12 protein-coding genes are annotated in these 11911 nt (G+C 63.8%); 4 read left to right on the plus strand and 8 right to left on the minus strand.

Annotated features, from left to right (window positions below):
• Positions 1 to 101: 101 nt before the first annotated feature.
• The 3 genes from INT29_RS12680 to INT29_RS12690 are packed head-to-tail and all read left to right on the plus strand — an operon-like array spanning position 102 to position 2738.
• The gene (locus tag INT29_RS12680) at positions 102 to 671 is read left to right on the plus strand and encodes a MogA/MoaB family molybdenum cofactor biosynthesis protein (protein ID WP_319020898.1); all 570 of its coding nucleotides are present in this window, start codon (positions 102 to 104) and stop codon (positions 669 to 671) included.
• A gap of 4 nt (positions 672 to 675) precedes the next feature.
• Complete coding sequence (gene fdhD, locus INT29_RS12685; protein ID WP_101573717.1) at positions 676 to 1569, plus strand: formate dehydrogenase accessory sulfurtransferase FdhD; 894 nt, start codon at positions 676 to 678, stop codon at positions 1567 to 1569.
• Between the two features lie 44 nt (positions 1570 to 1613).
• Positions 1614 to 2738: an aminotransferase class V-fold PLP-dependent enzyme gene (locus tag INT29_RS12690; protein WP_193071856.1), complete on the plus strand. Its 1125-nt coding sequence runs from the start codon at positions 1614 to 1616 to the stop codon at positions 2736 to 2738.
• A gap of 14 nt (positions 2739 to 2752) precedes the next feature.
• On the opposite strand, the gene INT29_RS12695 is transcribed toward INT29_RS12690, so the two are convergent.
• From INT29_RS12695 to INT29_RS12710, 4 genes are all read right to left on the minus strand, one after another.
• Positions 2753 to 3523 carry a sulfite exporter TauE/SafE family protein gene (locus INT29_RS12695; RefSeq protein WP_193071857.1) on the minus strand — a complete coding sequence of 257 codons (771 nt, stop codon included), beginning with the start codon at positions 3521 to 3523 and terminating at the stop codon, positions 2753 to 2755.
• A gap of 23 nt (positions 3524 to 3546) precedes the next feature.
• Complete coding sequence (locus tag INT29_RS12700) at positions 3547 to 4932, minus strand: MBL fold metallo-hydrolase (RefSeq protein ID WP_193071858.1); 1386 nt, start codon at positions 4930 to 4932, stop codon at positions 3547 to 3549.
• A 90-nt stretch (positions 4933 to 5022) separates the two neighbouring features.
• The gene (locus tag INT29_RS12705; RefSeq protein ID WP_319020899.1) at positions 5023 to 6219 is read right to left on the minus strand and encodes an FAD/NAD(P)-binding oxidoreductase; all 1197 of its coding nucleotides are present in this window, start codon (positions 6217 to 6219) and stop codon (positions 5023 to 5025) included.
• A 318-nt stretch (positions 6220 to 6537) separates the two neighbouring features.
• Positions 6538 to 7440, minus strand: a complete 903-nt coding sequence (locus tag INT29_RS12710) for a GntR family transcriptional regulator (protein ID WP_319020900.1) — start codon at positions 7438 to 7440, stop codon at positions 6538 to 6540.
• 27 nt (positions 7441 to 7467) lie between these two features.
• On the opposite strand from INT29_RS12710, the gene INT29_RS12715 reads away from it, so the two are divergent.
• Entirely contained in the window at positions 7468 to 7713 is a 246-nt protein-coding gene (locus tag INT29_RS12715; RefSeq protein WP_193071859.1) for a hypothetical protein, read from the plus strand.
• 23 nt (positions 7714 to 7736) lie between these two features.
• Here the strand turns inward: INT29_RS12715 and INT29_RS12720 are convergent, their stop codons facing one another.
• The 4 genes from INT29_RS12720 to INT29_RS12735 form a co-directional block, all read right to left on the minus strand.
• Positions 7737 to 8891, minus strand: coding sequence for a hypothetical protein (locus tag INT29_RS12720; RefSeq protein ID WP_193071860.1), 1155 nt, complete (start codon positions 8889 to 8891; stop codon positions 7737 to 7739).
• Positions 8891 to 9829 (minus strand): cytochrome c biogenesis CcdA family protein, encoded by a 939-nt coding sequence (locus INT29_RS12725; protein WP_226841969.1) that lies wholly within the window; start codon positions 9827 to 9829, stop codon positions 8891 to 8893. Before INT29_RS12725 ends, INT29_RS12720 begins: the two co-directional genes overlap by 1 nt.
• Entirely contained in the window at positions 9829 to 10572 is a 744-nt protein-coding gene (locus tag INT29_RS12730) for a DsbA family protein (protein WP_193071861.1), read from the minus strand. Before INT29_RS12730 ends, INT29_RS12725 begins: the two co-directional genes overlap by 1 nt.
• A 68-nt stretch (positions 10573 to 10640) precedes the next feature.
• Positions 10641 to 11909 (minus strand): hypothetical protein, encoded by a 1269-nt coding sequence (locus tag INT29_RS12735; RefSeq protein WP_193071862.1) that lies wholly within the window; start codon positions 11907 to 11909, stop codon positions 10641 to 10643.
• Between the last annotated feature and the right edge of the window lie 2 nt (positions 11910 to 11911).

Below are 11911 nucleotides of genomic sequence, written 5' to 3' on the forward strand. Positions count from 1 at the left end.
AACGCATCGTGATTGAGCGCGTAGAAGGCTCCAGAGCAAAGCGAGCTGCTGAAAATGTTGGTCGTCGACCTCTACGCTCCCGCCCGACGTACGATGGCATGGTGAGTAGCGCAACGAACGCAGCAACCGAAGCCAAGGCAGAACGCCAAACCGAGGACCGCCTCGGTGCGGGACGAACTGCCGCCGTCATCATCGCCTCCACCTCGGCGGCCAGGGGCGAAGCGGCCGATACCACCGGCCCCATCCTCGTCGACTGGCTGCGCACCCGCGGCTACGAGACACCCGATGCCATTGTCGTCCGTGACGGCGAACCCGTCGGCCAAGCGCTGCGCACACTCCTCGTCGATACCCCGGAAGACGATCGCCCGCGCATCATCGTCACCAGCGGCGGTACGGGACTGGCACCGGATGACCGGACCCCGGAATTCACCGCCGAGCTTCTGGAACGACAGTCCCCAGGTCTCGTGTACGCGATGTGGCGCAAGGGACTGGAGACGACCACCTCGGCGGTGATGAGTCGCGGAGTCGCCGGCGTGCGCGGCCGCAGCTTCGTCATCAACTTCCCCGGCTCGAAGGGCGGCGTCAAGGACGGCATCACCGTCATCGACGACCTGCTCGAACACATCCAAACCTCGGTCGAGGACACCACCGACCACGGACCAAGGGTCTGATCATATGGCACAGCGCAGGGCCGTTCGGGCCCGAGTCCACAAATTCGACGCCTCCGGAGAGATCTCCGCGGGACCCGATTCCCTAGCAGGGGAAGAGCCGCTGGAGATCCGGCTCAACGGCGAGCAGTTCTCCGTCACGATGCGCACCCCCGGCAACGACATCGACCTCGTGGCTGGCTACCTCCTCTCCGAGGCGGTCATCGCGACTATGGCCGACATCGAGGAGATCGACTTCTCCACCGGGCTCGCCCCTGACGGCACCCGGAACCACAACGTCGCGGCAGTGCGGCTGCGGCCCGGAATCTGGAGCGCCGAGGCGGCCCCCGCCCGCTCCGTCTACACTTCGTCCTCGTGTGGGATCTGTGGAACAGCGGCCATCGACGCGGTGACGAAGACCTCCGCCTACCCTCTGATCCCGGCTTCCTTCCACCTCGACGAGGATGACGATGAAGAGTACCGGTTCCCGCCCCTGCTCTCGGCGGCACGGATCGGTGAGCTGCCCGACCGGCTGCGCACACAGCAGGACGTCTTCGACAAGACCGGGGGAGTCCACGCCGCAGCACTCTTCGCTGTCGGTGATGACCCCAATGCTGAACCGAAGCTCCTCATCGGACGCGAGGATGTGGGCCGTCACAATGCTGTCGACAAGGTCATCGGCTGGGCGATGTCACACCATGGACCCGGTCTGCCGCTGAGCCGCACCGTCCTCCAGGTCTCAGCACGTGCCTCATTCGAGCTCGTCCAGAAATCCGCGATGGCAGGCATCCCGATGATGTCGGCCGTGAGCGCACCCTCCGCGCTGGCCGTCGATCACGGCAAGAGCGTGGGTGTCTCCGTCATCGGCTTCAACCGCCGAGGCCGCTTCAACGCGTATTCCTATCCGGAGCGCATCGCCTGAACGTACTGCCCCCGCGGTCCTACCTCGGTGCTAGATTCGGTGGGATGGGAATCAATGATGATCGCAGCGCGCACACGTCCGCCCTCTCACTCGCCGAGGCGCAAGCGGAATGGGATGTCGAACGAACCTTCCTCGACTCATGCTCGTACGGGCCACCACCTCGGCGCGGGTGGGACGCGATGCAGGCATCGCTTGAGCAATGGCGGCGCGGGTCTCGTCCCTGGCAGACCTGGGCGGAATCCGTCCAGACGTCGCGAGAACTCTTTGCCCGGATGGTCGGTGCGGATGCGGACTGGGTGACCACCGGTGCCGCCGTCTCCCAGCTGCTCGCCCCGATCGCCGCGGCCCTTCCCGATGGTGCTGAAGTCCTCGTCCCCGACATCGAATTCACCTCCGGGGTCTACCCGTTCGCCGTCCACGCGGACCGCGGTGTGCGCGTTCGCACCGCACCGCTGCGCTCCCTCGCCGAGGCGATCGATGAGTCAACAGCGCTCGTGTCGTTCTCGGCAGCACAGTCGGCAACAGGGGAGGTGGCCGATATCTCGGCGATCACGGCACGGGCGCGCGAGGTGGGAGCACTGACCGTCCTCGATGGCACGCAGGCTGCCGGGTGGCTGCCGCTGAATGCCGCCGAGGTCGACTTCCTCGCTGTCGCCGCCTACAAATGGCTCTGCGCCCCGCGCGGTGCTGCCTTCCTCACGATGCACCCTCCGGCAAGACGTGGCGCGGATGAGACGCGCACTCGGGCGCAGGTCGAATTCGCGGATCGATTGAAGCCGCTTTCCGCTGGATGGTTCGCAGGCGGGAGCGGAGCCAGCTTCGGCATGCCGATGCGTCTGGCAGACAACGCCCGCGCCTTCGATATCTCCCCGGCCTGGCACAGCTGGGTGGGGATGGCACCGGCGCTCGAGCTTCTGCTCGAGGTCGGCGTCGACCAGATCCATGCACACGATGTGGCCTTGGCCAATACCTTCCGTGCGGGGGTGGGCATGGAAGCGTCAAACTCTGCGATCGTGTCGATCGGGGTCGCCGATGCGGCACCCTCGCGACTTGATGAGGCGGGGATCCGATTCTCCATGACCGACGGACGGGCACGTTTCGGCTTCCACATCTACAACGACGCAGACGATGTCACTGCAGCAGTTGAGGCGCTGCGCGGACTGACATGAGCGGAGCCCAGCTCTCACCCGATGAGCTGTAGCGTCTCCTTGATGAAGACGACTGCCGCAATGGCCAGCACGAAGAATCCGAATCCTTTGCGCAGACCCTGACTGGGCAGTCTGTTGCTGAGCCAGAAACCAATGAAGGATCCGGCGACAGCCAAGCCTGCGATGACTGTGGCCAGCGACCAATCCAGTGAGGTCGAGACCGTGTAGCCAGCTAATCCGGACGCCGACTGCATGGTGATGATGAGCAGGGACGTCGCCACGGCGCGCGGCATCGGAAGCCGCGATAAGAGCACCAGCGCGGGAACGATGAGGAATCCCCCGCCAGCACCGACGAAGCCGGAGACAAGTCCGACCACTGCGCCGATGGCAAGGGCCTTGCCGATCGGCAGCTCTTGTGGCCTCTCATCCTGGTCACCGGCCTGACGGCGTCCGCGGATCATCGCGATGGCAGCGGCCGTCATCACCGCAGCGAAGGAGAACATCAGCACCGGAGCCAGAACGTAGGCTCCGACTCGGCCACCGACGAATGCCCCCACCATCGCTGCTATCCCGAAGATGAACCCGGTTCGCCACACCACACGCTTCTTCAGTGCATGCAGGGTCAGGCTGACCAGCGATGTGACACCGACGATGAACAGTGAAGTCGGAATTGCCTGGACGGGATCCAAGCCCGTGATGTATGTGAGCATCGGGACGGCGAGAATTGCACCGCCGCCGCCAAGCAGCCCAAGGGTGAGTCCGATGACCAGGGCGAGGGAGAAGGTGAGAGCGAGTGATAAGTCCATACCGGATGCGAATGCACTCGGTCCTACTCCTGGGCGGCCTGCCAGCCGAGGTAACTGCCCTCGAGCTCAACGACACGATGACCGGCTCTGCGCAGAGCGCTGGAGGCCACGGAGTTGCGTACTCCGCTCTGACAGAATGTCACGATCGTCGCGTTCTCCGGCAGCTCGTCCTGGTGCCAAAGGACACGACCCGCACTGAGCTGCTTGGCCCCAGGGATCGACCCTGCCGCGTATTCCGAGGCGTTGCGGACATCGAGGAGCAGATCGTAATCGGTGGTGCTGAGATCGGAGGGTGAGACCATTTCGGGTATCACCACAGGCAGCTCCTCGAGGCTGCTCACATACCCTGTGACGTCGTCGATGCCGACTCGAATCAAGTGATCCCACATCAGCTGCGCAAGGTTCTGATCCCGCGCGAGTAAGACGAGTGGTCGGGAATCGGCCTCAGGGTCAAATGCCCAGCCAGCATGAGCGGCAGGTTTGCCACTGACCGGGACGTTGATCGAGCCGGGGACGGTGCCCCGATGGACCTCGCGTTGGCTGCGAGTGTCGACGAAGGTGATTGTGGCCTCCTCCACGCCCTTCTTCACCACCTCGGGATCAAGCTCCGGAAGGGGGTCCCGGTGACCGAGGATCTGTGGTCCGTCACGATTCTGTCGCTTCATCCGTGAGAAGTAAGCGGGCGCATCGGGCTGTCCCTCGAGGAGCTCGTCGATGAAGCCCTGTTCGTCATCGGCTGCGAGGTGGCGACCCCACCAGGAGAAGTTGCGTTCGTATCCGACCGTGGTCGTAGGAACTGCGCCGAGAGCCCTGCCGCAGGCGCTGCCTGAGCCGTGGGCAGGGAAGATTTGAACGTAATCGGGCAGCGTCAGCAGCTTCTCGCGCAGACTGTGGAAGAGCTGTTTGGCGCCTTCGAACCGAGTGTCGACGCCGCCTGCGGCCTCGTCGAGCAGATCGGGACGGCCCAAGTCACCGACGAAGACGAAGTCGCCGGTGAAGAAGTAGCCGGGCTTGTCGGCCGCGGCCCCATCGGTCAGCCGAAAGGAGAGGTGCTCAGGAGTGTGCCCGGGCGTGTGATCTGCGGTGAGGGCGAGGTTGCCGACGGTGATGGTGTCGCCGTCGTGGAGGCGCTGACCTGCGAAGCCGTATTGCCAGTCTTTTCCGCCTTCGCCCGAGACCCAGATGGTCGCGTCGGTGGCCTCGGCGAGTTCGCGTGTTCCGGAGAGGTAGTCGGCATGGATGTGGGTCTCTGTGACATGCATGATGCGTATGCCCTTGGACCGCGCCAGGTCAAGATAGACGGAGACGTCCCGCTGAGGGTCGATGACGATGGCTTCATTCGTCTGCTGGCAGCCGATGAAATAGCTGGCCTGCGAGAGGTCTTCGTCGTAGATGCGTTCGAGAAGCATGATGGTTCTCCGATGTTCGTGATGTGCAATTGTTCGCGATGTGCAATGGATGGGGCACTGCTGCGTGTGTCGCAGTGCTGGGCTAAGAAGTCAGGCACGCCCCTTGAGGATGAGGTTCCAGTACATGGCCGGCAGGCCATAGCGCTTGAGATACCACATGTCGCGACGTTCGTGCGTGGTGTCGATGACCGGGATGCTCGGAGCCGGCTGCATGCTGTAGTCGAACTCGGCCAAGAGCATGGTGGTTCGCGATGTTGTCAGCGGGCAGGAGGCATAGCCCTCGTAGCGGCCGTTCATGGGGCGGTGCTCCATTGTCGCCAACAGATTCTCCACCACCACCGGAGCCTGTTTCCTGATGGCAGCGCCGGTTTTGGAATTCGGTGACGAGCCCGCGTCGCCGAGGGAGAATATCTCGGGCCAGCGCACGTGCTGCAGAGTGTTGGCATCGATGTCGACGTAGCCGTTCGGGTCGCCGGGCTTAGCTACTGGACTCTGTTTGATCCAATCCGGCGCGGACTGCGGTGGGACTACGTGGAGCATGTCGTAGTCGAGCTGTTCGCTGTTCTGAGCCGAATTGTCTGTGATGGTCACGGACTGAGCTGTCGGATCGATATCGGTGACCTCGCTGTTGAAACGGACCTCGATACCGAAGCGTTCCACTACCTTGTCGAGCTCCTTGGCGAAGACCTCGACCCCGAACATGCCGGGAGTGGGAAGGACGAGAACCACTCGGATGTCGTCCAGTACCCCCTGCTGCCTCCAGTAATCGGCTGCCAGATAGGCGATCTTCTGTGGAGCTCCGGCGCATTTGATCGGCCCGGAAGGCATGGTGAACACGGCGGTTCCCCGTTTCATGCCCTTGATGAGCTTCCACGTCTTCGGTGCCAGCTCGAAGTCGTAGTTGCTCGATGCCTGTGGCCCTGCGATAGCTTCGGTCATGCCGGGCACGCGGTCCCAGTCGATCTGCAGGCCGGGGGAGACGACAAGGTAGTCATAGCCGACTTCGCCACCGGAAGCGAGTTTCACGGTGCGTTCATCCGGCTCGATCTCAGACACTGAGTCCTTGACCCAGGCAACTCCCTGCGGCATGACCTGTGTTTGGGGGCGGACACTGTCGCTGCGCGGGGCTCTGCCTCCGCCGACGAGTGTCCACAGCGGCTGATAGTAGTGCTCGGTGCGTGGTTCGATGATGGCGACATCGCCCTGGCCGGCGTTGCGCAGACGTGCGGCCACGCTGAGGCCCGCATTCCCTCCACCGATGACGACGATCCTATGATGCATGCTCACTGTCGATCCCTCCTTGGCCAATTGGCGCCCGCCGCGGTTGGCCGACGGCACAGAGGCAATTTCTGCAGATGGTCCGTTCAAATGTTCGTACATATCTAATGTACGTACATTTATCGCTGAGGGGAAGCCCTGGGGAGCATTGATGTGATCACAGTAGGGTCGACGGGGGAGATTCTGTCCGGAGGCGCCGGGCGTCGGCAGGGATCGTCCAGGCAGGGCTCGTCAAAGCCTGGCAGGGCAGGACTGCAGGTCAGGTCCGACGGGGCAGGACTTGCAGCGTCAGGTGTGTCGCATGAAGGGGAAGGAGAGCAGCAGGACTCAGGGGTAGGTGGTTGTGACGGTGAAGCGATCACCGCGGATGAGAGTTTCTCGCCATTCCAGTGCCCGATCGTCGATTTTGCCCAGGCGTTCGATGAAGAAGGCCGCCGAGCCGGGCTCAGAGTGGAGACGACTTGCCTGCTCAGCGGTGAGGTTGATCGAATGCACGGTCTCCTGACCTGCAGTCAGGGTGAGATTGCAGCACCGCTGCAGGGCATCGTAGAGAGCGGTGTGGGTCAGATCCAGTTCGAGTACCCCGCGCGCTTCGTGGGTCAGCCACACGCGATCAATGGCCAGGGGCTCATCGTCGGCATACCTCATCCTCGCGAGGTAGACCAGATCAGCATCCGGTCCGACGCCGAGGCGTTTCGCGACCTCGGGATCCTTGCGCAATTCAGCAACGTCGATGGTGCTGCGTTGTGTCATCCCTGATTTCTGGACCGCGGCGAAGAGGCTGTAGACCGGACCGAACCGACGTTCCCTGGCAACATGGACGACCTCAGAGGGGCGCCCAGGCTGAGCCGTGACAAGTCCTTCTTGGCGCAGTGGTGTCAGCGCTGCACGGATCGTCGAGCGGCTCACGTCATAATGCTTTGTGAGTTCGAGTTCTCCCGGGAAGGTGTTGTCGAACTCTCCCCGCTTGATCCTTTGTTCAAGGTCCGCTTTGACTTTGGCCCACAGCGTTCGGTGGCCAGAGTTGTTGCTGCCTCCGGTGTTGCTGCCGGTCGAATCGATGTGCCCAGATGATGCCATGGCACCAGTCTGCCCGAATCCTTCGTCTTTTGCGGCAACGCTGACCTCTGTTGACTCCTTGACCATCCTGTCTGTGGCCAGCTGGGCCAGAATCCCTCCCGAGAGGTAGCGAATGATGGCACGACGCCGTTTCCATTCTGTTCCCCTCACTGCGATTCGCGCCTCCGAGGTCACCGAGTGGCCTCCGAGGTCACCGAGTGGCCTTCGGAATTCCTCGGCCTGCGAACCGGTCTCAATATCCCCGGCCGTCGGAGACTCGGCACCTACCGGCACCCGAACGGAACACGTCGACTCGTGGCGATGAAGGCCGGGGAACCGGTGCTGCGCAACCGCTTGGCCGATATCCCGGAGAGCGGGGGATTCGACGAACCGCTCATCTCAACCCCCAATGCCGCCGAGGTGGAGGCTGAGCTGCGGGGCTGACCTTCCGCGGCTGTGTTGCAACGCTAACCTTCCGTGGACTCCTCGACCACTCTGTCCGTGGCCAGCAGCGTCCGGTCGCCGGCCCGCAGGGTCCCCAGGCCCTCCGACGTGAAGACGTCGGGAACCGCCACGATGCCCGAATCCTTGGCTGGGTACCCTCGGGCGATGCTGCCTGTGGCTGCATTGTGAACCCGCAGGCTCTCGCCATCGCGCAGGTAGATGAGACCGCCCACAGCGGCCTCCAAGACCACGGATTTCGGCAGAGACACAGGCAGTTCGTTCTCCCCAGTCGCGTCAATGACAGTCAGGCCTTGAGAATCCCGCGTGATGGTCATCTTCGAGTTCGCATCGTGGGCGATCTCGCTGGCGGAGTCATCAAGAACGTCTCCCGATTCAGCATCGATGACCGGCCCGGATCCGTCCTTCGCATCAAGGTGTATGAGACTCTCGACCTGGTCGGGGAACGCGGTGAGGTTGTCGGCGTTCCAGTCATGTTCTGTCAGCGGTACCTCCCAGTCGACATCTCCTCCGGTTGTGGCGGTGAGTGTGTCCTCGTCGACGCTGAGGATCGTCCCCTGATACTCGCCGAGGACACGTGCTCCCGACGAAGCCTGGCCTGCGACTTCACCGGTGTCAGGCTCAAGGGCCACGGTTTCCGAGTCATCATCGGAGGAGAAGACGGCGCCAGGTCCCTGCATCGGACCGGGGACCTCGGTTGGTCCCCACTTCTGTTCGCCCGTTTCCAGGTCGTAGGCGCTCGCCGTCACCTCGGTGTCGCAGGTTTCATCGGACGACGAATCTGTGAGCACCGCCAGCGGAGTCCCCTCACTGTCGGCGGTGACACTGAATCCGGTGCAGCCCGTGGGCCGCTGGGCCTGCCACAGGGTGGTGCCGTTGCTGTCGACGGCGCTGAAGTCCAGACGGTCATCACCGCTGCTTGCAGACAGGAATACATCGCCGAGGTGTTTGACGTCGAGATCCCAGCCCGGCTCCACGAGTTCGAGCGGTTCGACTATCAGCGGCAGCTGCAGGTCAGAGGCGTCGACCGCCTCGAGCTTCTTGTCGACCTGCTTCGGTTCGCGATCGAGCTCAGTTGGTTCCTCGACAGGTGTGCAGCCGAAAAGTGCCAGTGCCAGGGGCAGACTGGCCCCCAGGGCGAAGAATCTTCGTCGGGCCATCAGTGCCTCGGCTCGTCTCTGACCGGACGCTCGTCTCTGGCAGGGCTCTCGCTGCTCTCGTTGATCTCGGCGTCAGTGGCCCTGCCTTGCTCGCCCCTGTCGCGAATTTCCTTAGCACGACGGCGTTCATGACGGAACCACAGGACGATGGCCATGACCGCCAGCAGGCACACGACGATGATGTCGACCGTCGTCGATGTCCAGCTGCTCGCCCATTCCTGAGCATGAGCGAGGCTGGATGTCGAGACCAGGGACGGCGCCGAGACCAGGCCGTTCGTCATCCAGAAGACGATGCCGATGACGATCATCAGTGCTCCGGTGATCATCGAGATGACGGGCAGGCGCCGGCCGAAGAAATTGACCGAGCCTCCGCGCATGACCGACCGGGTTCGCGGGCCGATCCGTGACCACAGTGCCGCGATGATGAACAGCGGGACCACCATGCCGGCACCGTAGATCGCGAGCATCACACCGCCCAGGAACACGCTGCCTCGTGTGGCCGCCAGGGTGAGGACCGCGCCGAGAATGGGCCCGGAGCAGACACCGGCGATCCCGCTCGTGGCACCGAGGAGGAACGTCTTCGTCGCTCCGGTCGCCGTCGCGGACTTGGACCTCATGGCGTCGGCGCCGGGCAGTGCCTTGGCGGGGTCGAAGCCGAATCCGAAGAACTGGACGATGCCGAGGATGATGAGGATCACCGAGGCGACGAGGACGATGGGGCCGCGATATGCGGTGAAGAGGGCACCAAGTGTTCCGGCCCCCATCCCCAGCGGGATGAGGACGAGCAGCATGCCCACGTAGAAGATGGCCGCGTGGAGCACGAGTCGTGAGCCGACGCCGACTGTGGAGCCGAAGAAGGCCGGCAGCAGCAGGGCCGCACACGGGCTGAGCAGCGCGAGCACGCCGCCGATGAAGGCACTGAGCAATCCGATGTCCATCAGTTCGCTCCTTCCAGTTTCGCTTCGATGGCGTCGACGAAGACGCTGGTGGGCTGGGCGCCGACATAGGGCTCGTCGTCGAGGATGAACGTCGGCGTAGAGAATGCACCGAGTTCGGTGCCCATCTTGGCGTTCTTGTCCACGGCCTTGGCCGTCTCATCCGAATTCATGTCCTTGGTGAACCGGTCCATGTCGAGGCCGATGTCGGAGGCCACGGATGTCAGCGCCTCGGGGGAGAGCTGCGCTGGTGGCCGTGGTTTGCCTCCGGCGAAGAGCTTGTCGTGGAACTCCCAGTGCTTGTCCTGCAGCGCGGCGGCGTAGGCTGCCTTGGCTGCCTGCTCGGATGCGGCGCCGAAGACATTGACCTCGCGCCATTCGATACGCAGATCACCGGAGTCGACGTAGTCGAGCATTGTCGGCAGGGTGTCCTGGGACCAGGCCGCACAGTAGGGGCACTGGTAGTCGGAGAAGACGACGAGCGTGACCGGGGCATCCGCCGGGCCCTCGGCCAAGGGGTCATCAGCGTCGGTGTCGAAGTCGCTGACATCCTTCTGCTGAGGGTCCTCGACCTCGGTGACGACGACATCCGGCTCCTTCTGCTCGCCGGCGGCCCTCTGGGCAGAATCGACACCCTGCTCTCGATCCATGAAGAGGATCATGAGCACGAGAACCAGTGCCGCGGTGATGACCGTGAGGGGTATCCACCACCGGTATCGGGGCCTGGCTGCTTCGTGTCTCGGCATATCAGCACTCCTGAATTACTATTCCGCTTAGTAAATTGTAGAACATGGCAGTTCAGCGATCCCAAAGTTCAGCTCCGACTCGTGATGAGCAGCGGTGTCTGCGGATCACCGACGAGCGCGGCCCCGGATTCGGCAATGTGGTGGGGTGCCCCGAGAGTCTTGATCGTCCTGAGCAGGGGAGCGTCGCTGTCGGCCTGGCTTCCGTCCCGAGCCGATCTGGCCGTGGCGCCATCGCCCGCTGAGTCGAAGACGATGAGGCCAGCACCCACGCCGGCGACCTCGATGTTCTCGGGCAGGGGCGACTTCCACCGTTCGGTCCCGTCACTGTTGAATCCCTGCAGATCAGAGCCTGCTGTGACCAGGGTGTTGCTCGCTGAGTCGAACCAGGCCCCGGAGATATCGGAATCGACGCTTGCTCCCGAGTCCAAATCGACGAGGGTTCGTTCCTCGCTGCCGGCGTCACCCAGCAGTGCATGAGACGTACCGATCGGCTCCCAGGGAATCTCTCGAGCCTCGGCGGCGGACATGCCGAAATCCACGGCCGCCCGAGTCCAGAGCCTGTCCCCGTCGAGGTCCTCCCCGACGAGGTCGCTGCCCTGAGAGCGCACCAGGTGCTCACCGAACATAGCGATGACCCGCGGCCTGGAGTCGTCACTCTCACCCGGACTCTCAGTCCCGCCCTCACCCGGAACTTCGTCCTCGTCCTCGTCCTCAGCCGCGGCCACAGCGCCGGTGGCTGGATTGAGCGCGGTACGGGGTCCGCCGGTTCCGATGAAGTCCTTCGGTGCGCTCGCGAAGACGAGGCCATTGCCCAGCATTGCGCCGGGCGTTTCCACCGGCCCCCACCGTTTCTGACCGGTCTGAAGGTCATAGCCGCTCGCGGTCGATGTGAGTGAGTCTTCTGTCGTCGGGCCTTGGTCCATGAGGACTGCGATAGGGCCGTCGGCGGTGGTGGTGACGAGGTGGGCGGAGCAGGCGCGGGAACGCTGCGCCGTCCATAGGATCTCGCCGCTGGAGTCAACGGCGCGGTATTCCAGGCTGTCATCGTTTTCATGCATGGAGAGGAACGTGCCTCCTGCTTCCTGGGCCGGGGCGTCCCAGCCGGGGTCGACGGTGGCCGCCGCTGCGGACTCGTTCCCTGCACCCTGCGCAGCGGAGCCGGCCCCGGTATCGGCGCCGGCTCCGGATCCCGAAGGTTCGAAGCTCGGAGCCTGTGAGCCAGCTGCCTTCGGCTCGGAGGACTGGGTCTCCTGGCCGAGTGCAGAGCAGGCGCTGAGGGGGAGGAGAGCAGCGAGGGCGAGTGGCAGAATCGCCGAGGCGATGGGCCGTGGTCGCACGC

Origin of the sequence: Brevibacterium sp. FME37 (assembly GCF_014897485.1) — a bacterium.
Classification (GTDB): domain Bacteria; phylum Actinomycetota; class Actinomycetes; order Actinomycetales; family Brevibacteriaceae; genus Brevibacterium.

What these genes read in the sequence shown, in the direction of transcription:
- INT29_RS12725 (WP_226841969.1), bottom strand. Translation starts at nt 9,829, where the DNA reads ATGGACATCGGATTGCTCAGTGCCTTCATCGGCGGCGTGCTCGCGCTG.
- INT29_RS12720 (WP_193071860.1), bottom strand. Translation starts at nt 8,891, where the DNA reads ATGGCCCGACGAAGATTCTTCGCCCTGGGGGCCAGTCTGCCCCTGGCA.
- fdhD (WP_101573717.1), top strand. Translation starts at nt 676, where the DNA reads ATGGCACAGCGCAGGGCCGTTCGGGCCCGAGTCCACAAATTCGACGCC.
- INT29_RS12730 (WP_193071861.1), bottom strand. Translation starts at nt 10,572, where the DNA reads ATGCCGAGACACGAAGCAGCCAGGCCCCGATACCGGTGGTGGATACCC.
- INT29_RS12695 (WP_193071857.1), bottom strand. Translation starts at nt 3,523, where the DNA reads ATGGACTTATCACTCGCTCTCACCTTCTCCCTCGCCCTGGTCATCGGA.
- INT29_RS12700 (WP_193071858.1), bottom strand. Translation starts at nt 4,932, where the DNA reads ATGCTTCTCGAACGCATCTACGACGAAGACCTCTCGCAGGCCAGCTAT.
- INT29_RS12690 (WP_193071856.1), top strand. Translation starts at nt 1,614, where the DNA reads ATGGGAATCAATGATGATCGCAGCGCGCACACGTCCGCCCTCTCACTC.